Below are 24058 nucleotides of genomic sequence, written 5' to 3'. Positions count from 1 at the left end.
TCGGTGGCAGCTTGGAGCAGATGCACTGTGGCACAAGGTATTTCGCAAAAAATTTGCTGATAACGATAATCATTATCAATAATGACGTGGTCGCGCACTGTGCCCGACCGAGATCATGATGAGGAAACCACCATGTTGCTGAGGAGTCTTGCCGTGCCCGCGCTGGCGCTGGCCGCCCTGACCGTCGTGACGGGCGTCGCGCACGCCGACCCGGATGACGACCAGTCCGTCTCCTTCACCGCCTACGCCACCGACACGTCCTCGATCGTCGAAATCGACTCCGGCGCATTCGTCGTCGAGGGCGAAGTTCTGAAGATCCAGTCCCGAGAAGGCGTCACCGTCGCCGGGACCCCGCTGCGGTTCACCCTGGACGACTTCGAATTCCCGATCATCGCCGAGATCTCCGGCCGCACCGCGACGTTGACACCGGACCTGTCGATGGACCGAGCCGTCTACAAGCCGGTGGCGCTACCGTTCGAGGACAAGGCGCCATGGAAATCCGAGTACGACCGTGAGCAAGCGGCCTGGTCCCGGATGACCAGCACGATCAGCATGGGTGCCACCATCGGAACCTTGGTCGGCGGCCTGGGCGGCGCGGCGGTCGGCTGCGTGCTCGGCGGCATCGCGGGCGCGACCATCGCCGCGGGGACCATCGCGGGCCTGTTCGGTCCGTTCATCCCGGCCGCGGGTATCGGCTGCCTCGTCGGTGTCGCCGCGGTCGGCGCGTTGGGCACGGTCGCGGGCCAGATCCTGGTCACCGCGCCGGTGGCCATCGGCGCCGCGATCCAGTACTTCAGTACGATCAACTCGCCGTACCCGGCGAAGTAGGCAGCACCGCACACCTCGATACGGGCGGCTGTTTGCCGGCGCGCACCGGCGGCCACCGCGCCGCGCCCAGTGCGCCGGAACACCGCCCTATCGGGGAACTTCTTTGGTCCACGCAGTCCGATGCACTCCCGCATCACCGCGTGTAGTTGGTTGACCGTCCGGGGGCGTTGTCTGGTCAGATAGGTGCGCCGCTCATCAAGCATCCGCAGCGGCGCTCGCTCCCTCGCCCTCGACGGCACCGTATTGCCGTGCACCGCCGCCACACTGGCAGCCGCGGCCACGTCGTTCTTGCGGTCGCCCGCCCCACGACAATTCCCGGACCCGCCTGGTGGCCGTGGACGCGCCTGGAACGCCTTGCACACCACCAGTGACCGGATCAACCCCGCCGCAGACCCCAGCGCGGTCGTCGACGTCGATCGCGACCTGCGTGCCCCGCACTCCCGAACCCGGGCAGTGGCCGACCCGCTCGGCCTCACCAGCGAGAACGGCCACGACCTGTGGGGCGACGCAGGGGAGTGGGCCCAGGCCGCCATCGCGTCGCTCGAGGGTGTATCCGCCGCGGGGTTGATGCGGCACTGGCACCAACTCGGATCAAGAGGCGATGAGGGCATCAATCTGGTTGAGCGCGGCGCTGGCGCCTTCGACGACACCCATCTCCAGCACCTTCTGCAGTCCTTCCGCGGTTTCGTACGTGCTCACGTACCTGGCGCGGGTGCGGCCATCCTGCTCGGTGAACGTGTAGACGTTCTGCGAGACCGGCAAATCCGGGTTCGGGTTGAAATCCAGGTCGGCGAACCCGTCCTCGAACGAGAAACTGCGCGGCTGGTCGACGGCCGTGACTTTCCAGTATCCGGCGAACTTCTCGCCCTCCGGGCTGGTCATAAAGTAGGTCACCCGGCGGCCGGGGGTGAGGTTGTGGTCGACGACGGTCGCCGGGTAGGTCGGCGGGCCCCAGACCTTTTCCAACTGGCGCGGATCGGCGTAAATCTGCCAGATCCGCTCCACTGGCGCGGCGAATTCGGCGGTGATGGTCAGAGTGCGGGAGTCCAGGTCGTGTTGGACGTTGATGACGGGCATTGTTACTCCTTCTGACTGTGGTGCGGTGTGGTGTCGGATGCGATCAGCTCGTCGATGCGCGCGATGCGGCCCCGCCAGACCTGCTCCAGCTCGGTGAGCATGGACGCCACTGACCGCACCGCCGTCACGTCGCCGCTGGCCAGCTGCTCGCGACCGTCGCGCCGCTTGGTGAGCAGGCCGGCCTTCTGCAGGACGGCGACGTGCTTCTGCACTGCCGCGAAGCTCATGTCGTACTTCGCGGCGAGAGCGGAGATCGAGTGCTCCCCGGCCAGCACCCTGCGCATGATGTCGCGCCGGGTCCGGTCGGCGAGCGCGTGGAACAGCGCATCAGCCCTGTCCTCCTCGTCTCGCTCGGTCACGAGAAGAATATACAACCAATTAGTTGTATGTTGTCAAGCGTCTGTCGCACCTATTGGGCAATGCGGCCGCAACGCTCCGATCGACCTTGTGGTCCACGGTGGCCGCGAGAGGTGTGGGATCGGCATTGGCGCTGCACAACACCACGCACACCCGCCCGCTTGCCCCGGCCGATACGCCGAGCGCGGCCGAGAATCGCCGCCAGCACAGCGGCCTCGCCATTTCGACGGCGGCCCGGACCTCTGCCACGTTGGTCGCGACTGCGCCGCTCCCTGCTCACTTGTTGATGATCAGATAGTTGGATACTAGACTTTTTATGGTTGGAGGTGCGACGGCCTCCGGAGAGGTGTCGAATTCGTGACGTCACAATCCCAAGCCACGGCGACCGTCGATGCGGTGCATCGCATTCTGGACGTAGAACTTGCCGGCAGGACCGATGATCGGTCTCAGCTCGAGCATGTGCTCGCCGTGATCGACGTGCTCTTCCACCGAGCGGTGCTGCGTGACCTGGCTCCGATACGCCGGAACCGAAGCCGTGAGCGCCTTGCTGAAATGTTGCGAGGCGTGATCCCGGATCTCGAGGCAAACCCCTACCGAACTGTCTGCGAACGAGCGGCCGAGCTGGTCGCGGAGAAGTCGGCCCGGGACAGCTCCGCGGAGATCGTCCGTCTGCTGGCGGCCGCGGATCTGCCCGAGTTGGGTTCCACAGCACCGGCAGCGCAGGCCGAGCGTGAAGCGCGCGCCATGAACTGGCTGGGTACGAGTTCGGGCGCGCAGACCGTGCATGCGGATGTCGAACGCTATCTTCGCAGCCGTCTGGGACGCGACCTGCGGGTTGCGCGCGTCGCAGCATTGTCCGGTGGGTTCTCGAAGACCACCATCCTGGTCGGTTATGACTGCGGTGACGGGCCGGAGGAGATCGTGCTGCGCCAGATCACCCCGGGCCGTGACTCGCACACGCTCGCCCACGAGTACCACGTTCTCGAATTCGCCTGGAAGCGTGGTGTAGACGTGGCCGAGCCGTTGTGGATCGAGCCGGAGCAGAATGCGCTCGGGCAGCCCTTCTTTGCCTCTCGCCGCGCCGCAGGCAGCAATGTCGGCGATGTGTTCGGTCCCGAAGCGGGCATTGATCCGCAGGCCGGGTTGGAACTCGCCCGCGCCCTCGGCAAGTTGCACGCCGTCGACCTGGCCGGGCTGCCCACCACCCCGGTACCGCCCATGGCCTCGCCGGACGACTTGCCGGCTGCGATCGCCGAGCAGGCGCAACTCGCGGCGGCGGCCGCCGAAGCCGCGGGTGAGGCGCTGGAGCCGTTGCACGCCCTGTTGTTCGCGTGGTTGCGCGCGCATGCTCCTGCGACGCTCGACCGGCCGGTTTTGCTACACGGTGATCCCGGATTTCACAACATCTTGATCGAGAACGGGACGCTCACCGCCATGTTGGACTGGGAACGAGCCAGAGTAGGGGAAGCCGCGCAGGATCTGGCCTATGTCCGCCCGCATGTCGGCCGGGTGCTGCCCTGGAAGGAGTTTCTCGCTGCCTATTGCGAAGCGGGTGGTGAACCGCCGGACGAGGAGCGGATGCGGTTCTACAGCGTCTGGCACGAGACCTGGCGGTTCGTGGGCGCCTACCGCGGCCTGGGCAGGCTGATGTCGCGGCGCGCGTCGCTGCTGGACGGCGTGCTCGGACTGCTCCACGCGCCGCGCTTCCTGCTCGCCGGCATCGAGAACGCGTTCGAGGTGACGTTGTGAGCACCCGATCGCTGCACTCGCTGGACGAAACGCTGATGCACCAGACGCCGTGGCCGTTCCGGTTCGCGAGCTCCTCGGATCACCGGTTCTACGACCGCTACTGGTTCTCCGGTGTAGACCCGGCCGGTCGCGGTGGATTCCTGTCCGGCATGGCCTTCTACAAGAACATGCATGTGTGTGACGGGTACGGGGTGATCCAGCGGGCCGGGCGGCAGTACAACGGCCGTTGGTCGCGGCCGTTGGGCGTGGACATGGAGACGACGGGAGTCGGCGATCTGTCGGTCGAGGTGCTCGAGCCCTTCCGCCGGTTGCGGATTCGCTGGTCCGGCGACGGCGTGCCGCTGTCGGCGGACCTGGAGTACACGGCGGAATTCGAGCCATATGTCGAGGAGCACTACCTGGACGCGAGCACCGGGCGCATCACCCAGGAGGTGACCCGCTACAACCAGATCGGCCGCTGGAACGGGTGGCTCGGGCTCGACGGCGAGCGGATCGAGGTCACCGACTGGTGGGCGGTGCGCGACCATTCCTGGGGCGTACGACCCGGCGTGGGCGGGCTGGACCGCTCGGTGGCCGATCCCGCCGCGCGCAGTGCGCCGATGATGCACACCGTGCTCTACTGCGCGACGGCCACGGAGTCGTTCTGCGTGTCGCGCCGCGAGGACGCCGCCGGGCGGGTGACCTATCTCGACGGGGAGGCGATCTCGGCCTCCGGTACGCATGTGCTGGTGACCGGTGCGGACATCGAGCCGCGCTTCATGCCCGGCGCCCGGACCTACGAATCGGTGCGTGTCGAGGTGTCGTTGGCGGATGGACGTTCGGTCGAGATCGTCGCCACCCCGTTGCTGGAGCCGTGGGCCTACGCGGGTACCGGCTATGACGGCGGATACTGCGACGGCCGGGGACTCGGGTTCCCGCGCGGCGCGCTCGCCGAGTACGACGAGTACAAACTGGTCCCGCCGGATCAGGTGCTCCTGAACGGCGCGCCGACCCCGAGCGGCCACCGGGAACAGTTCGCCACGGTGACCATCGACGGGGCACCCACCGTCGGGTACTGCACGGTGATGACCCGCGGGGCGTTGCCCCGGTACGGATTGGCTTGATCGGCTCGAGCTGCCGCTTCGACTTCGCCGATGGGACCGTCGACGTCGCGGGTGTACGGGAGATCGGTCGGGCGCGTTGTTCACCAGGACATCGATGCCGCCGTGGTCGGCTTTCGCTGGCGGCCACCAGGGCGCGCACGTCGGCGTCGTCGGTGACGTCGGCGCGTCGGAACACCAGATCGTGCTCGGCGGCGACGGCGGCGCCGGAGCTTTCGGTACGGCCGCAGATGACCACCTCGGCGCCCCGTTCGCGGAACAGCCGGGTGATGGCCGGTCCGATGCCTTTGGTTCCGCCGGTGACCAGCGCTGCGCTGGATGGACCGCCGCCTGGTAGAGGTGCCGGAGGGGTTCGGCTCCCTTCTCAGGCGTCTCCGGCGGACCGGCGCATGGCGGTGAGCGCTGCCCGGAGTTGGGCAACGTCGTCGTCGGTGCTGCCGCGCAGGCCGAAGCCGAGCGCGGTGAGGGCACGCGTGGCCTTGTCCACGGTTTCCCGGCCGAAGTCGGTGATGCTCACGCAGGTCGCCCGCCGGTCGGTCGGGTGCGGGCTGCGCCGCAACATGCCCCTGCCTTCGAGTCGGTCGGTGGCCAGAGTGGCCGTGGTCGCGTGCACCAGCAGGTTGCGTGCGAGGCTCGAGATCAGCCGGGTGCCCGTCTCGGAGAGCTGCAAGGTCATCAGCAGCAGGTAGTCGGTCATATTCAAGCCATGGTTGCGCAGTTCGCCGTCCACGGAGTCAGCGACGATCCGTTGGTAGCGCAGCAGCGAGGTGAGGGCGAGGAATCGCTGCTCGTCGCCGTCCAGACCTCGCCGCTCCCAGTAGTGTCGCGCCCAGTCGACGGGATCGGTGACGGTGTCGGGCGTCTTATGCGTGCTCGTCACGCCGGCCTCCTCGGTTGGTAAGAAGAGAAAAAGTCTACCGTGCAAATATTTCTACAGCGACATTATCCCCCGCGGTGACCACACCTTCCGCAAGGTTATCTATTGCACAATAGTCGTCTTGTAGAGTTTAGTTGTGCCATGAATCACAGCTTCTGCCGGAAGTGCCGTGAATCACGGCGGCAGGCGATCGAGCGGCCCACCAAGTAGCGAGAACGAGGCGCACCGCGCCCGAGCAAGGAGATGCGTCGTGTCCACCATTGTGAGTGATCCCATCCGGGGAACGTCCGAGCCGGATCGGTACTGGACGAGTACCAACCTGGGTGAAGCATGTCCGGAGGTCATGACTCCGATGTGCTGGAGCGTCTGGGAGGAGTCGGCCGAGCTGGGCTGGCTCTACTCGATGTCCGCGTTCGGGGTCATTCCGAAGAGCAAGGTCCGCGTCTCGCCGGACGTGAACGACCGGGGATTGTCGTGCTTCTACGGCAGGCAGGCACTGAACGTCGACGCGATCAAGCAGATCATGGCGGCGCTGCCCGGTGTCAGCGCCGACGACTTCGAGCGTGACCTGATGGGCAGTGTGCGACCGGATGCCCCCCAGTTCCCGACGAGCTACGCCCGGCTGCCGGTGCTGCTGGTGAAGGCCCCGTGGACGCTGCTGCGGACGGGCAAGCGGCTGCGGAAACTGCACGACGGGATGTACGAGAAGTGGCTGGCGACGGTGTTCGAATCGGGCACCCCCACTGATTCCGGGCAGCGGCCGATCGATCTGCTGGTGGCCGCGCGGGAAGACTTCATCCGGGTGTTTTCCGTGCACTGCGTTGTGCGCTTCATGTTCCAGGGCGGGCAGAGTGCGGTGACCGGAGCCGCGGAAGCCGCCGGTGATGCCGGGCTGGCCGTCGAACTGCTTTCCGGCGTGGGTGAGGTCAACGAGACCCGGATGGCCGATGACCTATGGCACCTCGGCCGCGGCCAGATCAGTGAGGACGAATTCCTGCGGTCCTGGGGCTACCACGGCCCCAACGAGGGCAATCCCTACACCACCGCGTGGCGGGAGAACCCGGCGCCCATCCGGTCGCTGGCGCGCGCGTCGGCCGAGCGGGAGCGTCCTGCCGAGCGCGCCGCCCGGGCCCAGGCGGCCGGGCTGGAGGCCGAGCGGCGGCTGCTGGCGGCGACCCCGGCGCTCAGACGCGCGGGGGTGCGCTGGCTGCTGCGCCGGATGCGCAACATCGTGCGCACGCTGCAGGTCGGCAAGGCCGCCTACTTGATGGCGATCGATGAATGCCGTTGGGCGGTACGCAACTTCGGTGCGGAGCAGGTTCGGCTGGGCCGGCTGCAGGAGGTCGACCACGTCTTCTTCTTCACCGTCGAGGAATGCCGGCAACTCGACGCGGGCGAGCTGGCGGATCCGCAGGCGGTGGTCGATGCGCGCCGGGCCACCCGTGCCGAGTACAAGGCGATGGTGTTGCCGGTCTCCTTCCGCGGGATGCCCGAGCCGATCGTGGTCGACCCGGACTTCGAGGCCAACGCCTCCGCTCAGTTCAGCGGCGCGGCGAGCGGCGGCGGCGTGGTGGAAGGCCGGGCGCGGGTAGTGGTGGACCCGGAGCAGGAGGTCGATCTCGAGCCGGGCGACATCCTTGTCTGCCGGTTCACCGATCCGAGCTGGGCGCCGTTGATGGCGCTGGCCGACGCGCTGGTGATCGACATCGGCGGGTCGGCCAGCCACGGCGCGGTCGTCGCCCGCGAACTCGGCATCCCGTATCTGATCGGTACCGAGACCGGCACTCGACTGCTCCGCGACGGCGACCGCATCCGGGTGGACGGCGGTGCCAACTCCGTGCAAGTGCTGCGGCGCGGTGGCGTGGCCGAGACGGCGACGGCCTGACAACGCAGCGGCGGGCGAGCACATCCTGGTGCTCGCCCGCCGATCTGTATCCGAGCCCGGGACTCGGAGATGGTGACCGGATCCGGTCAGCGCGGTCCCTGCGCGGCCCGCAGGAAGTTGATGGTGGCCTCGGTCAAGCCGCCGTCGACGTAGAGGATCTGGCCGGTGACGTACCGGGAGTCGGGGCCGAGCAGAAACGGCACGGTATCGGCGATGTCTTCCGGCCGGGCGCGCCGGCCCAGCGGGACGAGTGCGTTGAAACGGGCTTCGCGCTCCTCGTCGGCGGACACGTTCGCCGTTCCCTCGGTGAGCACACCGCCGGGAGCGATGGCGTTGACCCGGATCCCGAACTCGGCCAGCTCCACCGCGCACAGCTTGGTCAGCGACACCACCGCGGCCTTCGAGGGCGAGTATGCGGCGGTGCCCGGGGTGACGGCTTTGGCCGCGATGGAGGCCACGTTGACCACCGCCGCGGCGGGCGCCGCGGTGAGCTGAGGAATCAGCGCCTGGGTCATGATCAGCGTGCCGAGCACGTTCACGTCCATGACCTTGCGAAACTCGTTCGGCGTGACCGTGGCGATGGGTGCAGGGGGAAAGACGCCCGCGTTGTTGACCAGGGCGTCCACCCGGGGCAACGAGGCGGACAGTTCGTCGGCCGCCGCCGGATCGGTGATGTCGATGGCTGCCGCGGTGCCGTCGATCTCATCGGCGACGCGCTTGGCCGAATCGCTGTCGAGGTCGGCGACGACCACGTGGTAGCCGTCGCGGTGGAGCCGCCGGGCGATGGCCGCGCCGATGCCGCGTCCGGCGCCGGTGACGACGGCGACAGGGGCTGCATTGATCATCGTGCTGCACTCACTTCCGGGACGAGGGGAACAACGGCGGACGTCGCGTCCGTCGGCATCGTTTTCATGGTGCGCTTGTCGAGCTTGCCGACCGCCGTGCGGGGCAGCGCGTCGACCAGGTACATTCGCTTGGGAATTTTGTACCCAGCCAACAGTTTTCGAGCGTGCTGTTCGACCTCCGCGCGGGTCGGCGGCCGGTCGGGGTCGGCCGCCACCACGAGTGCCACGAGCATTTCGCCCATCTCCTCGTGCGGTAGGCCGAAGCAGGCGACGTCGCGGACCGCCGGATTCCGGATGAGGGCGCTCTCCACCTCGGCGGGGTAGATGTTGACGCCGCCCGAGACCACCATGTCGGACAGGCGGTCGGTGATCCAGACGTAGCCCTGCTCGTTCATCCGCCCGATCTCACCGAGGGTGAACTCGGGGCCGCTGCGGCCACCGTTGATGTAGGTGATGCCGTGCCCGCTGGTGTCGCGGAACCACAGCGGCCCCTCGGTGCCCGGCGGGGCGGGTTCGCCGTCGTCGCCGAGAACGAATGCCTCGAACGGCGGGACGGCCCGGCCCACCGATCCTGGCTGCTCCAGCCATTCCTCCGCGCTGATCATGCAGGTGGTGCCGACCTCGCTGGCGCCGTAGCTCTCCCACAGCACCGGTCCGAACCACTCGATCATGGCTTCCTTCACCGGGGCCGGGCATTTCGCGCCCACCTGCAACACGTACCGCAGCGACGAGATGTCGGCCGCGGCCCGCCGTTGCTCCGGGAGAGCCAGGAGGCGCTGGAAATGGGTCGGAACCATGATCGTCGAGCCGATCCGGTCGCGTTCGATCGCGCGCAACGTCGCCTCGGCGTCGAACTTTCCCAGCACGGTCACCGGGGCGCCACCCGCCAGGAGTCGGGTACCGGTCAGCGGCCCGGAGTGGTACAGCGGGCCGACCACGAGGTGGCGGCCGTACGGGATCATCCGGTTCTCCGACAGCCGCTGCAGATGCACGTCGATGGAGGCCCCACCGACCCAAGAAGTGAACGGCAGTTCGACGCCCTTGGGCTTGCCCGTGGTGCCGGAGGTGTAGACCAGCGTCCGGCGCGGCGCCACGTCGGGCCGGGGCTCGCTATCGTCGCGGCACCAGTCCCGCCACGCGGTCACACCGTCGGGCAGTGGCCCGTCGCCCCAGGCCACCACGGTGTCGATGCTCACGGTTCGGGCCGCCTCGGCGGCAACCGGAGCGGTTGTGTTGTCGCACAACACGACTCGTGCGTGCGAGTCGCCGAGGATGTAGGCCGTTTCCGACGGGGTGAGGTGTGCGTTGACCGCGACGGCGGAGGCGCCGGCGAGGGTGCACGCGACATATCCGAGCAGGGTTTCGGCGGAGTTCGCGGCGAGGATCGCCACCCGTCGGTCCGGCCCGAGATCCTTGGCCAGCAGGGCGTTGACGGCGGGGCGCAACCAGTCGTCGACCTGCTGCCAGGTGAGGCTTCGTGCTGGATCGCAGACGGCGATCTCGCCGGGGCGCCGGCGGGCGAGGTCGGCGGCGAAGGTCACGGCGCCACCTTCGCGGTGGCACCGGCCCATTCCCGCAGTCGCTCGGCCGCGTCACGCTCGGCGCCGAACACATCGGCCAGAGGCAGCTCGCCGGCGAAGACCTCGCCGCTGGCACCATCGACGGTCACCACGCGGCCGGCCAGGCTCGCCAACGTCCCCTGGCCGCAGCCCACGACACAGGGTGTGCCCAGTTCGCGGCTGACCACGGCGGCATGGCTGGTGGAGCCACCGATCTCGGTGATGACCGCCGCCGAGACCACCATGCCGCTGACATCGTCGGGATCGGTGGTGGGCCGGGCGAGCACCACCGATTCGCCGTTGTCGGCCAGATCCTCGGCTTCCTCGCACGAGGTGACCACCCGGCCCGTCGCCACGCCTGGACAGGCGGGCAAGCCACTGACCAGCAGTTCGGCGTTCGTGCGGGCTACCGGATCGACGTGGGGTGCCAGCGCTGCGATGATCTGGGATTCGCTGACCAGCCCGACGGCCTCCTCCCGCTCGATGATGCCCTGCTCGGCGAGGTGGACGGCGATGCGCACCGCGGCCTGCGGCGAGCGCTTGGCCGACCGGGTCTGCAGCAGCCACAGCCGCCCGGCCTCCACGGTGAACTCGATGTCCTGGACATCGCGACAGTGCTGTTCGAGGGTGCCGGCGGCTTCCAGCAGTTGCTTGTGTACATCCGGCAGTTGGGCAGCGAGGTAATCGAGATGCAGCGCGTCGAACCGGCCGGACACCACGTCCTCGCCCTGACCGCGGGGCAGCCATTCGCCATACGGGTCCGGGTCTCCGGTGAGGGGGTTGCGGGTGAACAGCACGCCGGTGCCGGAGTTGTCGTCATAGTTACCGAACACCATGCCCTGTACGGTCACGGCGGTGCCGCCGTCGTGCGAGATGCCGTGGTGGTTGCGGTAGGCCCGGGCGCGCGGGCAGTTCCAGGAGGCGAAGACTGCCGCCGCGGCGAGCACAAGGTCTTTCCAGGGATTACCGGTCGCGGGAGTGCCGACCACGCGTTCGAACTGCTCCCGGAACCGGCGGTGGGTGTCGGCGGCGAACGCTGGATCGCCGGTGAACTCGGCTACCCGTTCCTCGACCGCGTCGTTCATACCCAGGTTGAGGATGGTGTCCATCATTCCCGGCATGCTCTGCGCGCCACCGGAGCGCACCGAGACGAGCAGTGGGTGCTCGGCGCCGTCGAGTCGGCGGCCCAGATTCTCCTCGAGCATGTCCACGCCACGTTCCAGGCACTCGAGGACCGCGCCGGTGAGCTTGCCCCGATTGGCGTTGACCTCTGCGCAGAACCCGGTGGTGAGCACGAAACCGGGGGGTACCGGCATGCCCAGGGACCGCATCCGGTTGATGCTGCGGGCTTTGCCGCCGACGAGAGCCGGATCGAGGTCGGGACTGTCACCCAGCCAGATGAGTGTCATCGAAAAAATCCTCCTAGACGGCCCGGCCCGCGGCCGCTTCTTCCTCGCGGGTACGGCCGACCAGGCCGATCAGCTCCTCGTGGAACTCGAACCACACCGTGTGGTAGCTGTCGGCGATGGGCCGGGCCACGAAGCTGACGTCTCCGCCGCGGATCTGCTCGATCGCGTTGCCGAACCGGCGCGAATAGGCGGCCAGGCGCGGCGCGACCTGGGCGATGCGCGCGACGAGCGGCTGGAAGTCGGTGTCCAGGGCGGCCAGTCGTTCGATCACCGCCCGGTCGTACCGGGTGTCGGTGTGATCGTTCGGGCTGCCGTCCTTGAGCTGCCAGTCGCTGACGATGTGCTTGAGCGCGGTGTTGTGCCCGTCGAATTCCTCGTACAGCGCTGCGAGTGCCTGCTGGTCGACGCCGTCTCGTTCGGCCCGTACCAGTTCGGCCAGTCGCTCGCGGCCTTCGGGGGTCAGGCGCACGCTCGGTTCACCTTTGACGAACCCGGCCTCTCGGAGGTCGGCGAGCTCGGCCTCGGCCGTCTCGGCGTTGATGCCGCAGGAATCGGCGGCGAGCTGGGGGGACAAGCGCCCTTTGAGCCGGGCCGCTTGCAGTATGGCGAACTCGTGAGCCACGGAATTCCCCTCTTCTCTGTCGTCGAACTAATCTAGTATTCGATCGTCTAGTGCTAGACTAATCGGAGCTTAGCTGAGAGACAGATCACATGTCCACAAGGAGCCCACGTGTTACTGACCCTGATGCGCCACGGCCTGCCGGAGTACGACGCGGTCGATCGGAGGGATCCGGGTCTGGCGGACGAGGGAGTCGATCAGGTGCGGGCGGTGGTTCCGTACGTGCGGGCCAGGCGATTCGACGCGGTCTACACCTCGCCGCAACTGCGCGCCGCGCAGAGCGCCGCGGTGGTCGCAGAGGCGCTGAATGTGCCGGTCGCAGTGGATCAGGGGCTGGTGGAGTTCGACCACGGCGCCGACTACGTGCATTACGACAACCTCGAGGTCGAGATCTGGCACCGCTACCACGCCGGTGACCTGAGCCCCTGGGGGCTGACCAGCAAAAAGTTCCACGGGCGGATCGCGGGCGCGATGCAGCGACTGGCGGCCGCGCATCCCGGCGGACGGGTGCTCGCGGTGTGTCATGGCGGTGTCGTCAACGCCTGGGCCTGTCAGGTGCTCGGCGTGCCCGATCGATTGCGTGTGTTCGAGCCGGGATATGCGTCGATGCATCGCTTCGACTTCTCCAAAGGCAGGTGGTCGCTGCTCGGCTTGAACGAAGTTGCCCACGAGCTGCCCCGACGGAAGATATAGTCTACTATTAGACTAAATCGGCGAGTGGTTGGCCCGGAGGGAGTCGCGATGGAGATGACGGTGGTGGCGGGAGGTCCGGCCGAGCTGGTGCGACGCACTGCCGAGCGGCTCGCGGGCACCGAGTGGACGGTGGTGGTCGTCCAGGACGCCGTGGCGGCGTCGTTCGCGGGAAGTGGTCTGCCGCCGACCTATTCGAGTGCCGACGCCGGGCCCGAGCTTGTCGCAGACCTCGACCTCGAGCGGCTGATAGCCGACAACCCAGGTGGGCGGGTGCTCGTCCTGTGTGAGCCGCAGCGAGCTCGCGAGCTGGCGGCGCGGGTTCTGTCGGTGCCCGCCGCACTCGTGCCGACGCCCGAGGCGGCGTCGATCAGCCGCTTCCGCGCGTCGCGGACCGGGGTGCGGACCGTGGTGTCGGTCAACGACATCCTGCACTTGACCACTGTTGGCGCCGGCGCGCGGTAGGGAGAGGACGAACAGTCCGATGAGTGATTTCGATGTCATCGTGATCGGGTCGGGCGCGGCCGGGCTGTGTGCGGCCGTCACCGCGGCCGAATCCGGCGCGCAGTCGGTGCTGGTGGTGGAGGCCGAGGCACAGCCGGGGGGCTCGAGCAGGCTCGCGGGCGGTGTGATCATGGGTAGTGGCAGTCGGTTGCAACGCGCGGCGGGGATCGCCGACGAGCCGGAGAATCTGGTCCACGAGTATCTCGCGCTGAACGGCTGGGACGTCATCGCCGGACCGGTGCGCCGCTGGGCGCTGCGCACCGGCGAGACGATCGATTGGCTCGCCGATCACAGCGTCAGGTTCTTCGATCGCCTGATCTTCGGCGGCGACGAACGGCAGGCCCGCTCGCACTGCGTCGACGGCGGCGGGCAGAGCCTCGTGGACGCGTTGTACGCCGCGGCGCGCGGCGAGGGCATCGAGTTCGCCTTCGGCCGCCGCGTCGACCGGCTCGCGGTCTCCGGGCGGGAGGTCGTCGGTGTCGAGTCCGCGGGCGAAACGCTCACCGCCGCAGCGGTGGTCACCGCGACGGGCGGCTTCGGCGCGGCGCCGGAGCTGCTGCGCCGGTACTTCCCCTCGGCCTGGGTTCCGGGCTGGAGTTGGTACATCGGCGCGGAATCCTCGCGCGGCGACCACTTCTCGTTCGCCGAGGCGGTCGGCGCCCAGATCATCGGATTTGATCGCGGCCTGCGTACCCTCGATCCGGGCTTGGCGCGGCTGAACGAGGCGTTCCTGCCGGGCTGGGCGGTGCTGGTCGGCCCCGACGGCCGCCGCTTCGTCGACGAGACCGCGCCCTACGGGCTGCTGGACCAGGTGGTTCGCGCGCACGGTGACCGGGCGTTCGTGGTGTTCGACGACGCCGCCCTGCGCCCGCCCGCCGACCTCGCCGCGCGTTACCGCGATGCCTATAAGCAGGTGTGGCCCAATCACCCTCCGTTCCAGACGAAGAACTACAACGCCGACATCATCGACGCCCATCTCGCCGACGGCGGGGACCGGGTCCACCGTGCCGACTCGCCGGCCGAGCTGGCGGCAGCACTTGGTGTAGGCCCGGACGCCCTGGGCGGTGAGGTCGCCCGGTACAACGAGTTCGCGGCCGAGGGACACGACCGCGACCACGGCAAGGCGGGCAAGTTCCTGCTACCGCTGACCACCCCGCCGTACTACGCCATCGAGGTGCGTCCCTTGACGGTCAACCTCACCGCGTGCGGGCTGCGTATCGATGACCGCGCCCGCGTGGTCGGGGACAACGGGCGTCCGATCGACGGTCTGTTCGCCGCCGGTGAGTGCACCGGCGGAATCATCAAAACCTATATCGGCAGTGGCAATTCGCTGGCCAACGCCTGCGGGTTCGGCCGGATCGCTGGCGAGGAAGCGGCACGCCGGGCCGCTGACATCCCTACGCGAGAGGAACTCGGAGCATGACCACCGTCAGTGGCGCGGCCGGCACCGCGGCGAAGGCGCTCGACGCCGAAGCATATCGCCGGATGTACACACTCATGTGCGTCACGGCGCTGGCCGACCAGAAGTCCGTAGCCGAATCCAAGGCCGGACGACTGCAGGCCGCGTTCTACCCCATCCGCGGAATGGAGGCGGTGTGCGCGGCGCTGGGCGAGGTGCTCGGTCCCCGCGACCGGCTGGTGTCGACCTATCGGAACCTCGGTGACGCGCTCGCCAAGGGTGTCTCGCTGCGCTCGATCATGGCCGAGCTATACGGCCGCCGGGCGGGGCTGTCCCGCGGCAAGGGCGGACCGATGCACCTGCAGGATCCCGCGGTCGGATTCAGCGCGACCACGGGCATCGTCGGTTCTGGACTGCCGATCGCGGTCGGCCTGGCGATGGCCGCCCAGCTCGACGACGACGGCACCGCGACCGTCGTCACCTTCGGCGACGGTGCCACCTCGATCGGCGCCTGGCACGAGGCGATGAACTTCGCCGGGCTGTGGCAGCTGCCGATCGTGTTCGTCTGCCAGAACAACCAGTGGGGTGAACACACTCCGATCGCGCGCTACGCCGCCAACACCGACCTCACCGCGCGGGCCGCGGTGTACTCCGTCCCGGCCCGCACCGTCGACGGCTTCGACCCGATCGCGGCCCGCGAGGCGCTGGCCGAGGCGGTTGCCCGGGCGCGCGACGGTGAGGGGCCGACTTTTCTCGAGTTCATCCACTACCGCCTCACCGGCCACACCGGCACGGCGGACTTCAGCTACGTCCCCGAGGACGAGCTGAAGGCGGCGATGCAGCGCGACCCGGCGCCGACATTCCGGACCTGGTTGCTCGACCACAGTGAGCTGGACTCGGCGCAACTCGACGCCATTGAAGAGCAGGCGCGGGCCACCGTTGAGGACGCCTTCGCCTATGCCGCGGGCTGTGAGTTGCCCGCCGCCTCCGACGTCTACACCGACGTCTTCGCCGACGACACCTGGGTCAGGAGTCTGCACCATGACTGATGGGAAGCCCGCCGCCGCAGCGGAGCCGTCCGAGAACGCCACGATGACCATGGCGGCCGCGCTCAACTCGGCATTCCACCTGGCCATGGAGCACAACGATCGCATCGTCGTGCTCGGCGAGGACGTCGCCGACCCCATCGGCGGAGTGTTCAAGACGAGCAAGGGCCTGTCCACCAAGTTCGGTGAGCAGCGGGTCCGGGCTACCCCGATCTCGGAGCAGGCGATCGCCGGTGCGGCGGTGGGCCTGGCGCTGGGCGGCTACCGGCCCGTCGCCGAGATCATGTTCTTCGACTTCATCACGCTGGCGATGGACCAGATCCTCAACCACGCCGCGAAGTTCAGGTATATGACCGGCGGTGCCACTCCCGCGCCGATCACGGTGACCACGACGATCGGCAGCAGTCACTTCGGCGCGCAGCACGCGCAGTCGCTGGAGGCGTGGTTCATGCACACCCCGGGTATCAACGTGCTCTATCCGGCGACACCGTCGGACGCCAAGGGCCTGCTCGCGACGGCGCTGGAGTCCCCGGATCCGAGCCTGCTGATCCAGCACTCCGGGCTGCTCTACAGCGTCAAGGAACCGGTGCCGACCGGAGTGCACAAGGTGCCGTTCGGGGTGGCAAACACCGTCCGTTCCGGTACCGATGTCACCCTGATCACCTACGGCACGCAGCTGGGCGTGTGCCTGCAGGCCGCGCAGACCCTCGCCGAGTCGGGTGTCGAGGCCGAGGTGATCGACCTGCGTACGTTGGTGCCGTTGGATTTCGCGACGATCGAGGCGTCGGTGGAGCGGACCCGCCGGGCGGTGGTGGTGCACGAGGCCACCGAGTTCGTCGGGCCCGGTGCCGAGATCGCGGCGCGGCTGAACGAAAAGCTCTTCCCCGAGCTGCTGGCTCCGGTCGGACGCCTCGGCGCGGCCTTCACACCGGTGCCGTTCTCGACGTCGCTGTCCGGATACCCGACCGTGGACAAGGTTGTGGCCAAGGTCCGCAGCCTGCTCTGACCCTCGACCCGAACCAGGAGCGCAACATGGGCGAACGCCTCGATGTCGGCGACCGCCGCGTCACCTACCAGGACGTACTCGCGTTGGACACCAGGACGGTGCCCGAGCACCTGCTGCAGCCGGTGCCGGGTGAGTTCGACTTCCACGAGGCAGGCATCGATCGGTACATCTCCCGGGCGTACCACGAGGCAGAGAAGAAGCGGCTCTGGAGCCGGGTCTGGCAGTTCGCCTGCCGCGAAGAGCACATTCCGGAGGTCGGTGACCACATCGTCTACGAAATCGCCGGAGCCTCGTACGTGGTGATCCGGTCCGCGCCGGACACCATCCGCGCCTACCCGAACGCGTGTCTGCACCGTGGCAGGCAGCTGAAGGATTACGCGGGCCGGTGCAGCGAGATCCGCTGTCCCTTCCACGGGATCGCGTGGACGCTCGAGGGTGAGCTGAAGCGGATTCCGGCGCCCTGGGAGTTCGAGCACGTCGATCCCGAGAACTTCGCGCTGCCTCGATGCAGCGTCGGTGTGTGGGCCGGTTTCGTGTTCATCAATCCCGATCCGGACGCCGAACCGCTGGAGAGCTACCTCGGCGAACTGATCGACCAGTTCTCCGTCTGGTACGGCCACGAGCGTTTCGTGGAGGCGCATGTCTCCAAGGTCATCCGGGCCAACTGGAAGGTGGCCCAGGAAGCGTTCATGGAGTGCTGGCACGCGCCGGCCACCCATCCGCAGACCGTCCCGTACGCCGCGTTCGGTGCCTGTCAGGTCGACGTGTACGAGAACTTCGCGCGGTTCATCACGCCGTCGGAGGTGGTGGGCCCGATGATGCCGTGGGATCCCAGCACCGAGGAGATGCTGCGTTCCACCATGGATGTCCGGACCGACGAGGACCTGCCGGTGCGCCCCGAACCGGGGGAGACGGCCCGCCAGTACATCGTCCGGACGACCCGCGCGAAGTGGCGTGGTCTCATCGGCGAGGAAGTCGAGCGCTGGTCGGATGCCGAACTGGTCGACAACTTCACCTACACCGTGTTCCCCAACATGATGCCGTGGGGGGGCGTGCACAAGATCGTCTACCGCTTCCGGCCGAACGGCGACGACCACCGCAGCTGCATCATGGAGGTCCTCATGTTGGCGCCGGTGGTGGGGGAGCGGCCCGCGCCGGCGCAGGAGATCGCCCTGGACGCCGACACCCCGTTCAGCAGTACCCCGCTGGGCATTCTCGGCAACGTGCTCGACCAGGACTGCGGCAACATGGAGAAGGTCCAGCGAGGACTCGAAAGCGCCACGAAGCAGACGGTGACCTTCGCGTCCTACCAGGAGAACAACCTCAAATGGATGCACCGGCTGATGGATCGCTACGTCACCGAGGTCGAGCGATGAACGGCATCGTCCACCCGTACAGCAAGGACCTCTACGAGCGCGACCCCGAGGGCGATCGGGTCAAGGTGACACGCAGCAACGGTGCGGTCGGGTACTTCGCGGGCGACGGCCGCTGGCTGGCCGGCGAGCGATTCGAGGCCGACCTGCACCTATGCGGCTGGATCATGTCGCCGCGGCACGCGCATCGCCTGGCCGCCAAGCCCGACTATGGCCGAAGGTCATTCGGGTGATGTCATGATTCCTCCGTGGTGTCGGTGTCGGGCTGCGGACGCGCCCGGTCCGCTGGGCCCAGGTGCGGGAGCTCCCCCGGCGCCAGTCGGCGCAGCACCCGGTGGCGCTCGCCCGAATAGATGTGCTCGCCCTCGATCAGCCGGTCGGGGCTGATCGGCCACAGGACCGTGGCGCGGTGACTCACCAGGTGGTAGTCGTCGGGGCGCACGTCCTCACCCGACTCGGTCCGGGTGACGTCGAGGTCGCGGCCTGCGATGGCGTACTGGAAGTCGCCCTCGGTGACGACACAGTTCTCGTCGACCACCACCCGCACGATTCGGTAGTCGAGCCGATTACGACCGGCGGACTGCAGCCGCCGGTACCACCGCACGACCTGGTCGTAGCCCGACGGGCCGGTGCTGTCCGAGGCTCCCCACACCGTATATTCCGGCTCGGGCACCAGCGTCGCCATCAGAGCGGGCATATTGCCCGCCACTTCTTCCGCCACGTGGCGGGCCACTACCTCCAGGTTCGCGCGCCGACGAGGATCGCGTTCGGCCGCGATCCGGTCGAGTAGCGGTTGCCAACCCGGTGTCACGGTGCTCATCGCAGGGTCGCCACGCCGCCGGTCAGGACATCCTTGCCGTCGCGGCCGCGGACACTGAACCGGATGTCGCGCTCGCCGGTCCGCGTCACGTCCACCTCGAGGGTGTCGCCCGGCCAGACCGGGGCGGCGAAGCGGGTGGACATCGAGGCGAGGGTGCGATCCGGCCCGGCCACCTCCAGCACGGCTCGCCCGGCGAAGCCGAAAGTGCAGAGCCCATGCAGGATCGGCCGGTCCAGGCCGGCGCGGGCGGCGAAGGCCGGATCGGAGTGCAGCGGGTTGTAGTCACCCGACAATCGGTAGATCAGCGCCTGGTCGGGGCGGGTGGAGTAGGTGATGGTCTTGCTCGGACCGGTGGTTTCGCCGGTCGATTCCGCGGCACCAGCTGGACCGCGCTCACCGCCCCAGCCGCCGGCGCCGCGGATGAACAGCCCCGCCGAGCTGCGCCACAGGGGGGTGCCGTCGAAGCCGGTGCCGGTGGTCGTGGCGACGATCAGGGCGGCCTTGCCCTTGTCCCACATCTCGGTGATCTCGGTGACGGCCTCGGCCGCGCCGTCGACCGGGATGTCGGCCAGGATTTCCGCCCGCTGCTCGGCGTGCAGCAGTTTGGCCCAGTCGAAGCGTCCGGCCTGCTCGAGCACGCTGAAGTCCACGCCCAGCGTCACCGGCATGGTCGGAACCATCTTCTGTTCCACGCCTTTGGTGTTGTTCGTGGTGTATGCCAGGTCGTCGACGCCCGCCCCGACGCCGAGGGCGTAGAGCATGCAGTCACGGGCGTTCCACGAGATCCGCCTCGGATTCGAACGCGCCCCGATGGCGCTCGGATCGAAAGGAGCGGAGTCGGTCACGGTGCCTCCTCGGATCGGGCCCGGTTGCCGGGCCGGGGTAGCAACCCAGATTGTCGAGTGATAAATACTCTAGTACTCTATCATTTGCTGAGCGGCCTTACCGGCCGGTGTGGAGAGGTCGGAGGATTCGATGACACGAACCATCCCCGCCGTCGACTACCTGGTGTTGGGCGACGACCCGCACTTGGTGGCTCACGAATGCGGCGACTGTGGAGCCCTGTACTTCGATCGCCGCAACGCGTGTGCGAAGTGCTCGCACACCACGTTCGCGCGCCGCGCGCTATCGAACGAGGGCGTGGTGCGGGCGTACACGATCGTGCAGCGCGGCGCGAAGTCCGGGCCGTTCACCTCGGTGGTGGTGGATCTGGACGGCGGAGGGGTGGTGAAGGCCAATCTGATCGGCGTCACCGACCCGGCCCGCATCCAGCCGCGGACCAAGGTCCGGCTCGCGACCTTCGAGGCCGGGACCGACGACGAGGGCACGGTGGCCGTGGCCTTCGGATACGAGCCGATCGGAGCGTGAGATGAGCGACAACGTCTGGATCATCGGGACTTCGATGACGAAGTTCGGCCGGTTCCCCGACCGGGACCTGCTGGACCTGGCCGCCGACGCCACACTGGACGCGCTGGCCGACGCCGGCCTGAGCATGGCTGAGATCGGCCTGCTCGCACTGGGCAATGTGTACGAGGCCAACTCGCACAACGGTCAGCGACTGCAGAAGCAGATCGGCCAGACCGGTATCCCGGTCTACAACGTCGTCAACGCCTGTGCCACCGGCGCCACCGCGGTGCGGGTGGCGATGATGGGTATCAAGGCGGGAGAGTGCGATATCGCGCTGGCGGTCGGTGTCGAGAAGATGGGCAAGATGGGCATGCTCGGCAGCGCCGCCCGCCCGGCTGGGGAGAAGAAGGTCTTCACCCCCAAGGGCCGCTACGGAGCGATCGTCAAGACCGAAGGCCTGCTCGGCACCGGTCTCATGCCGGGTGTCTTCGCGCAGGCAGGCACGGAATACGCGGTGGCGCACGGCGTCACCGCAGAGCAGTTCGCCAAGGTGGCGGTCAAGAACCACCTGCATTCCACGCTCAATCCGCTGGCGCAGTACCGCAAGGAGTTCTCGCTGGAGGAGGTGCTGGGTGCCGAGGTGATCAGCTACCCCAACACGCTGCCGATGTGCTGTCCGACCGGCGATGGCGCGGCGGCGGTCGTGCTGGTGTCGGAGGCGAAGCTGAAGAAGCTCGACCCCGACGTGCGCCGGCGCGCGGTGAAGATCTCGGCGTCGGTGATGACCTCGGATCCATGGTCCGAGGGCGGCCAGGTGCAGCCCGATGTCAACACCCTCACCCGGATGGCCGCGGACCAGGCCTACGAGGCCGCCGGTGTCGGCCCTGAGGATCTGGACCTTGTGGAGTTGCACGACTGCTTCGCCACCGCCGAACTCATCCACTACGACAACCTGCGCTTGTGCGAGCCCGGTGGGGCGGGTGACTTCATCGACTCCGGCGCGCCGATGCGCGACGGGAAGATCCCGGTCAACGTCTCGGGCGGGCTGTTGTCCAAAGGACACCCGATCGGGGCCACCGGCATCGCCAACCTCTACGAGGTGGCCACGCATCTTCGCGGCGAGGCGGGCGACCGCCAGATCGCCGGCGCCCGAGTGGGATTGACGCACGTGATCGGACTGGCCTCCGCCTGCGCCGTGCACATCCTCGAAGCACCGGCGGCATGAGGGGGATGTGCTGATGCCAGGGCCGCTGGAAGGTGTGCGCGTACTGGAGATCGCCAGTGCGGCGCCGGCACCGTTCGCGTGCATGATGCTCTCGGATCTGGGCGCCGATGTGGTCACGGTGGACCGGACGTCGACGCGCCGGGCGCCGCGCCGCCCCAATGATCCGCTGGTGCGGGGCCGCCGCTCGGTGGCCGCCGACCTCAAGACCGACCAGGGTGTGGCACTGGTCCGGCGGCTGGCCGCCGAAGCCGACGTCATCGTCGAGGGTTTCCGGCCGGGGGTGATGGAACGGCTCGGGCTCGGGCCGGATGTGCTCGCGGCCGCCAATCCCGGCCTGATCTTCGCCCGGATGACCGGGTACGGACAGTCCGGCCCGCTGGCGGCCCGCGCCGGGCACGACATCAACTACATCGCCGTGGCGGGTGCCCTGGAGCCGATCGGGCGGCGGGGCGAACGGCCACTGCCGCCGCTCAACCTGGTGGGTGATTTCGGCGGCGGCGGAATGCTGCTCACCGTCGGCGTCCTCGCCGCACTGCACGAGCGGACCCGCTCGGGCCTGGGCCAGGTCATCGATGCTGCGATGGTCGACGGCGCCGCGCTGCTGACCGCTTTCGTGCACGGAGTCCGGGCGGACGGGCACTGGTCCGAGGAGCGTGGCACCAATCTGCTCGACGGCGGCGCCCCCTTCTACGACACCTACGAGACCGCAGACGGCGGATACATGGCCGTCGGTGCGCTCGAGCGCCGGTTCTACCGGCAACTGCTGGTGGGGCTCGGACTCGACGACGATCCCGACCTGCCCGCCCAGATGGACCGGGACCGCTGGGACGAGATGCGGGCGCGATTCGCTGCGGTGTTCCGCGCCCGTACCCGCGCCGAATGGTCGGCGGTGTTCGCCGACCTGGACGCCTGCGTCTCCCCGGTGCTCGCGCCGAACGAGGTCGCCGATTCCGAACATGCCCGTGCGCGTGGCGGTTTTATCGACGTCGCCGGGCTGGCGCAGCCTGCCCCCGCCCCGCGGTTCAGCCGCACACCGGGCCCGGTGCCGGGCCCGCCCCGGTTGCCAGGCGAGGACACCCACGCCGTCCTCGCCGACTGGTGCTCCGACAGTGTCTCCCCGTTGTCGGTGACCGACCGGATGAACGTGGGGCTCTCCGCGGAGGCGGCGTCATGACCGCGGTCGTGCCGGTCGCCGACCCGGCCGCATCGTTGCCGGAAGTTCGTGTTGCATTCCGTGCCTGGGTGGGTGACAACCGCGACGAGCTCGAACGGTTCCGCGAACCCGCCGGTGAGGTGACCGAGATCTTCGCCAGGTTGCGGCTGCTGCAGCGGGTGCTCTACGAGGCGGGCTGGATCCGGCTGGGGTGGCCGAGTGCGATCGGCGGGCTCGGCGGGCGTCCTATCCTGCGCAGCATCATCAGCGAGGAACTGGCCGCGGCCGGATATCCGCCGCCGTTCTCGTTCGCCACCCAGGAGGTTCTCGGCCCCGCTGTGGCCGAGTTCGCCCGGCCCGAGCTGGCCGCCGAGGCATTGCCGAGGCTGCTGCGCGGCGACGAGACTTGGTGCCAGGGCTTCTCCGAGCCCGGCGCGGGCAGCGACCTGGCCTCGTTGCGGCTCAAAGCAGTTGCGGCCGAACGTGGTTGGCGCGTGTCCGGGGAGAAGATCTGGACCAGCTGGGCCCAGTTCGCCGATCGCTGTCTGCTGCTGGCGCGTACCGGCGTCCCGGATTCCGGGCACCGCGGCATCTCGGCCTTCCTGCTGGACATGGACTCCGCAGGCATCGAGGTGAGCCCGCTGCGCAGCATGAACGGCGACGAGGAGTTCTGTTCGCTGTACTTCGACAACGTCTTCATACCTGAGGAGCGGCTGCTCGGGATGGTGAACGGCGGCTGGCAAGTCGCCATGCACGTCCTGGCCGGTGAGCGCGGCGCCGCGGCGTGGCAGCGCCAGATCTGGCTGCGGTCGCGGCTGGACGACCTGGCCGCGGCGGGCGCGGAGACCGTCGGTGACGGGACGATAGGTGAGGCGGCAGAACTGCTGATGGCATTGCGGCTGCTGTCGCGGCGGACCGTGCGCGCGCTGTCCGCGGGCGAGCCGGTCGGTGCGACCACCTCGCTGGACAAGCTGGCCATGTCGACCGCCGAGAAGTTCCTCTTCGAGGCGGCCCTGGCCGCACTCGGCGACGCGGTCGTCTTCGGCGACGGTCAGGACGCCGCGCAGTGGCGTAATGACTACCTGTACAGCCGTGCCTCGTCGATCTACGGCGGCGCCGCGGAAATCCAACGCACCATCATCGCCGAGCGCCTGCTCGGCCTACCCCGCTGAGCACGGAGGACTCGACGA

Annotated in this window: 24 protein-coding genes and 1 pseudogene; 15 read left to right on the top strand and 10 right to left on the bottom strand. The window is 68.4% G+C overall.

The genetic code is table 11. From position 1 onward, the window contains the following. Positions 1-132 precede the first annotated feature (132 nt). The gene (locus ACT89H_RS06290) at positions 133-828 is read left to right on the top strand and encodes a DUF8020 domain-containing protein (RefSeq protein WP_445107550.1); all 696 of its coding nucleotides are present in this window, start codon (positions 133-135) and stop codon (positions 826-828) included. 591 nt (positions 829-1419) lie between these two features. Here the strand turns inward: ACT89H_RS06290 and ACT89H_RS06285 are convergent. Next, entirely contained in the window at positions 1420-1905 is a 486-nt protein-coding gene (locus ACT89H_RS06285; protein WP_445107549.1) for an SRPBCC family protein, read from the bottom strand. Between the two features lie 2 nt (positions 1906-1907). Continuing rightward, entirely contained in the window at positions 1908-2264 is a 357-nt protein-coding gene (locus ACT89H_RS06280) for an ArsR/SmtB family transcription factor (protein WP_445107548.1), read from the bottom strand. A gap of 355 nt (positions 2265-2619) precedes the next feature. Between ACT89H_RS06280 and ACT89H_RS06275 the strand changes: the two genes are divergently transcribed. Both ACT89H_RS06275 and ACT89H_RS06270 read left to right on the top strand, forming a co-directional pair. Continuing rightward, positions 2620-4011: a phosphotransferase family protein gene (locus ACT89H_RS06275; protein ID WP_445107547.1), complete on the top strand. Its 1392-nt coding sequence runs from the start codon at positions 2620-2622 to the stop codon at positions 4009-4011. Continuing rightward, positions 4008-5114, top strand: a complete 1107-nt coding sequence (locus ACT89H_RS06270; RefSeq protein WP_445107546.1) for an Rv3169 family protein — start codon at positions 4008-4010, stop codon at positions 5112-5114. Before ACT89H_RS06275 ends, ACT89H_RS06270 begins: the two co-directional genes overlap by 4 nt. Before the next feature lie 169 nt (positions 5115-5283). On the opposite strand, the pseudogene ACT89H_RS06265 reads toward ACT89H_RS06270, so the two are convergent. Both ACT89H_RS06265 and ACT89H_RS06260 read right to left on the bottom strand, forming a co-directional pair. Further along, positions 5284-5373: pseudogene (locus tag ACT89H_RS06265) on the bottom strand (hypothetical protein); the annotation flags it as partial. Between the two features lie 102 nt (positions 5374-5475). Beyond that, on the bottom strand, positions 5476-5991 hold the full coding sequence (locus tag ACT89H_RS06260; protein WP_445107545.1) for a MarR family winged helix-turn-helix transcriptional regulator: 516 nt from the start codon (positions 5989-5991) through the stop codon (positions 5476-5478). 247 nt (positions 5992-6238) lie between these two features. Between ACT89H_RS06260 and ACT89H_RS06255 the strand changes: the two genes are divergently transcribed. Continuing rightward, on the top strand, positions 6239-7873 hold the full coding sequence (locus ACT89H_RS06255; protein WP_445107544.1) for a PEP-utilizing enzyme: 1635 nt from the start codon (positions 6239-6241) through the stop codon (positions 7871-7873). An 86-nt stretch (positions 7874-7959) separates the two neighbouring features. Here ACT89H_RS06255 and ACT89H_RS06250 read toward each other — a convergent pair whose 3' ends face one another. Genes ACT89H_RS06250 through ACT89H_RS06235 form a run of 4 tightly spaced genes read right to left on the bottom strand, consistent with a single transcriptional unit; the run spans position 7960 to position 12308 of the window. After that, entirely contained in the window at positions 7960-8718 is a 759-nt protein-coding gene (locus tag ACT89H_RS06250; protein WP_445107543.1) for an SDR family NAD(P)-dependent oxidoreductase, read from the bottom strand. Then, positions 8715-10259: an AMP-binding protein gene (locus tag ACT89H_RS06245; RefSeq protein WP_445107542.1), complete on the bottom strand. Its 1545-nt coding sequence runs from the start codon at positions 10257-10259 to the stop codon at positions 8715-8717. Before ACT89H_RS06245 ends, ACT89H_RS06250 begins: the two co-directional genes overlap by 4 nt. Beyond that, positions 10256-11686 carry a pyruvate, phosphate dikinase gene (locus tag ACT89H_RS06240; protein ID WP_445107541.1) on the bottom strand — a complete coding sequence of 477 codons (1431 nt, stop codon included), beginning with the start codon at positions 11684-11686 and terminating at the stop codon, positions 10256-10258. Before ACT89H_RS06240 ends, ACT89H_RS06245 begins: the two co-directional genes overlap by 4 nt. A gap of 13 nt (positions 11687-11699) precedes the next feature. Then, a complete protein-coding gene (locus tag ACT89H_RS06235) occupies positions 11700-12308 on the bottom strand; it encodes a hypothetical protein (protein WP_445107540.1) in 609 nt (202 codons plus the stop codon). A 108-nt stretch (positions 12309-12416) separates the two neighbouring features. Here ACT89H_RS06235 and ACT89H_RS06230 point away from each other — a divergent pair, with 108 nt between their 5' ends. From ACT89H_RS06230 to ACT89H_RS06200, 7 genes are read left to right on the top strand one after another with little or no spacing between them, the layout of a single operon-like run. Continuing rightward, a complete protein-coding gene (locus ACT89H_RS06230) occupies positions 12417-12998 on the top strand; it encodes a histidine phosphatase family protein (RefSeq protein WP_445107539.1) in 582 nt (193 codons plus the stop codon). Positions 12999-13046: 48 nt separating this feature from the next. After that, the gene (locus ACT89H_RS06225) at positions 13047-13460 is read left to right on the top strand and encodes a hypothetical protein (RefSeq protein WP_445107538.1); all 414 of its coding nucleotides are present in this window, start codon (positions 13047-13049) and stop codon (positions 13458-13460) included. A 19-nt stretch (positions 13461-13479) separates the two neighbouring features. Further along, complete coding sequence (locus tag ACT89H_RS06220) at positions 13480-14922, top strand: FAD-dependent oxidoreductase (protein WP_445107537.1); 1443 nt, start codon at positions 13480-13482, stop codon at positions 14920-14922. Then, complete coding sequence (locus ACT89H_RS06215; protein ID WP_445107536.1) at positions 14919-15947, top strand: thiamine pyrophosphate-dependent dehydrogenase E1 component subunit alpha; 1029 nt, start codon at positions 14919-14921, stop codon at positions 15945-15947. Before ACT89H_RS06220 ends, ACT89H_RS06215 begins: the two co-directional genes overlap by 4 nt. Next, positions 15940-16950 (top strand): alpha-ketoacid dehydrogenase subunit beta, encoded by a 1011-nt coding sequence (locus tag ACT89H_RS06210; RefSeq protein WP_445107535.1) that lies wholly within the window; start codon positions 15940-15942, stop codon positions 16948-16950. The genes ACT89H_RS06215 and ACT89H_RS06210 overlap by 8 nt, the downstream gene beginning before the upstream one ends. Positions 16951-16976: 26 nt before the next feature. Next, positions 16977-18326, top strand: a complete 1350-nt coding sequence (locus ACT89H_RS06205; RefSeq protein ID WP_445107534.1) for an aromatic ring-hydroxylating oxygenase subunit alpha — start codon at positions 16977-16979, stop codon at positions 18324-18326. Next, positions 18323-18556 carry a hypothetical protein gene (locus ACT89H_RS06200; protein ID WP_445107533.1) on the top strand — a complete coding sequence of 78 codons (234 nt, stop codon included), beginning with the start codon at positions 18323-18325 and terminating at the stop codon, positions 18554-18556. The genes ACT89H_RS06205 and ACT89H_RS06200 overlap by 4 nt, the downstream gene beginning before the upstream one ends. 2 nt (positions 18557-18558) lie before the next feature. On the opposite strand, the gene ACT89H_RS06195 is transcribed toward ACT89H_RS06200, so the two are convergent. Continuing rightward, positions 18559-19143 (bottom strand): nuclear transport factor 2 family protein, encoded by a 585-nt coding sequence (locus ACT89H_RS06195; RefSeq protein ID WP_445107532.1) that lies wholly within the window; start codon positions 19141-19143, stop codon positions 18559-18561. Continuing rightward, a complete protein-coding gene (locus ACT89H_RS06190) occupies positions 19140-19988 on the bottom strand; it encodes a MaoC family dehydratase (protein ID WP_445107531.1) in 849 nt (282 codons plus the stop codon). Before ACT89H_RS06190 ends, ACT89H_RS06195 begins: the two co-directional genes overlap by 4 nt. 130 nt (positions 19989-20118) lie before the next feature. Between ACT89H_RS06190 and ACT89H_RS06185 the strand changes: the two genes are divergently transcribed. Genes ACT89H_RS06185 through ACT89H_RS06170 form a run of 4 tightly spaced genes read left to right on the top strand, consistent with a single transcriptional unit; the run spans position 20119 to position 24040 of the window. Continuing rightward, positions 20119-20511, top strand: coding sequence for a Zn-ribbon domain-containing OB-fold protein (locus ACT89H_RS06185; protein WP_445107530.1), 393 nt, complete (start codon positions 20119-20121; stop codon positions 20509-20511). A 1-nt stretch (position 20512) separates the two neighbouring features. Continuing rightward, a complete protein-coding gene (locus ACT89H_RS06180) occupies positions 20513-21715 on the top strand; it encodes a thiolase family protein (protein WP_445107529.1) in 1203 nt (400 codons plus the stop codon). A gap of 13 nt (positions 21716-21728) precedes the next feature. After that, positions 21729-22889 carry a CaiB/BaiF CoA transferase family protein gene (locus ACT89H_RS06175; RefSeq protein WP_445107528.1) on the top strand — a complete coding sequence of 387 codons (1161 nt, stop codon included), beginning with the start codon at positions 21729-21731 and terminating at the stop codon, positions 22887-22889. Then, positions 22886-24040 (top strand): acyl-CoA dehydrogenase family protein, encoded by a 1155-nt coding sequence (locus tag ACT89H_RS06170; protein WP_445107527.1) that lies wholly within the window; start codon positions 22886-22888, stop codon positions 24038-24040. The genes ACT89H_RS06175 and ACT89H_RS06170 overlap by 4 nt, the downstream gene beginning before the upstream one ends. Positions 24041-24058: the final 18 nt, after the last annotated feature.

The sequence above is a fragment of the Nocardia aegles genome, assembly GCF_052545135.1.
Note: the sequence above shows the minus strand (reverse complement) of the source record. Positions and strands in the feature narration are given on the sequence as shown.

What these genes read in the sequence shown, in the direction of transcription:
- ACT89H_RS06290 (WP_445107550.1), top strand. Translation starts at nt 133, where the DNA reads ATGTTGCTGAGGAGTCTTGCCGTGCCCGCGCTGGCGCTGGCCGCCCTG.
- ACT89H_RS06285 (WP_445107549.1), bottom strand. Translation starts at nt 1,905, where the DNA reads ATGCCCGTCATCAACGTCCAACACGACCTGGACTCCCGCACTCTGACC.
- ACT89H_RS06250 (WP_445107543.1), bottom strand. Translation starts at nt 8,718, where the DNA reads ATGATCAATGCAGCCCCTGTCGCCGTCGTCACCGGCGCCGGACGCGGC.
- ACT89H_RS06240 (WP_445107541.1), bottom strand. Translation starts at nt 11,686, where the DNA reads ATGACACTCATCTGGCTGGGTGACAGTCCCGACCTCGATCCGGCTCTC.
- ACT89H_RS06225 (WP_445107538.1), top strand. Translation starts at nt 13,047, where the DNA reads ATGGAGATGACGGTGGTGGCGGGAGGTCCGGCCGAGCTGGTGCGACGC.
- ACT89H_RS06220 (WP_445107537.1), top strand. Translation starts at nt 13,480, where the DNA reads ATGAGTGATTTCGATGTCATCGTGATCGGGTCGGGCGCGGCCGGGCTG.
- ACT89H_RS06215 (WP_445107536.1), top strand. Translation starts at nt 14,919, where the DNA reads ATGACCACCGTCAGTGGCGCGGCCGGCACCGCGGCGAAGGCGCTCGAC.
- ACT89H_RS06210 (WP_445107535.1), top strand. Translation starts at nt 15,940, where the DNA reads ATGACTGATGGGAAGCCCGCCGCCGCAGCGGAGCCGTCCGAGAACGCC.
- ACT89H_RS06205 (WP_445107534.1), top strand. Translation starts at nt 16,977, where the DNA reads ATGGGCGAACGCCTCGATGTCGGCGACCGCCGCGTCACCTACCAGGAC.
- ACT89H_RS06200 (WP_445107533.1), top strand. Translation starts at nt 18,323, where the DNA reads ATGAACGGCATCGTCCACCCGTACAGCAAGGACCTCTACGAGCGCGAC.
- ACT89H_RS06195 (WP_445107532.1), bottom strand. Translation starts at nt 19,143, where the DNA reads ATGAGCACCGTGACACCGGGTTGGCAACCGCTACTCGACCGGATCGCG.
- ACT89H_RS06185 (WP_445107530.1), top strand. Translation starts at nt 20,119, where the DNA reads ATGACACGAACCATCCCCGCCGTCGACTACCTGGTGTTGGGCGACGAC.
- ACT89H_RS06180 (WP_445107529.1), top strand. Translation starts at nt 20,513, where the DNA reads ATGAGCGACAACGTCTGGATCATCGGGACTTCGATGACGAAGTTCGGC.
- ACT89H_RS06175 (WP_445107528.1), top strand. Translation starts at nt 21,729, where the DNA reads ATGCCAGGGCCGCTGGAAGGTGTGCGCGTACTGGAGATCGCCAGTGCG.
- ACT89H_RS06170 (WP_445107527.1), top strand. Translation starts at nt 22,886, where the DNA reads ATGACCGCGGTCGTGCCGGTCGCCGACCCGGCCGCATCGTTGCCGGAA.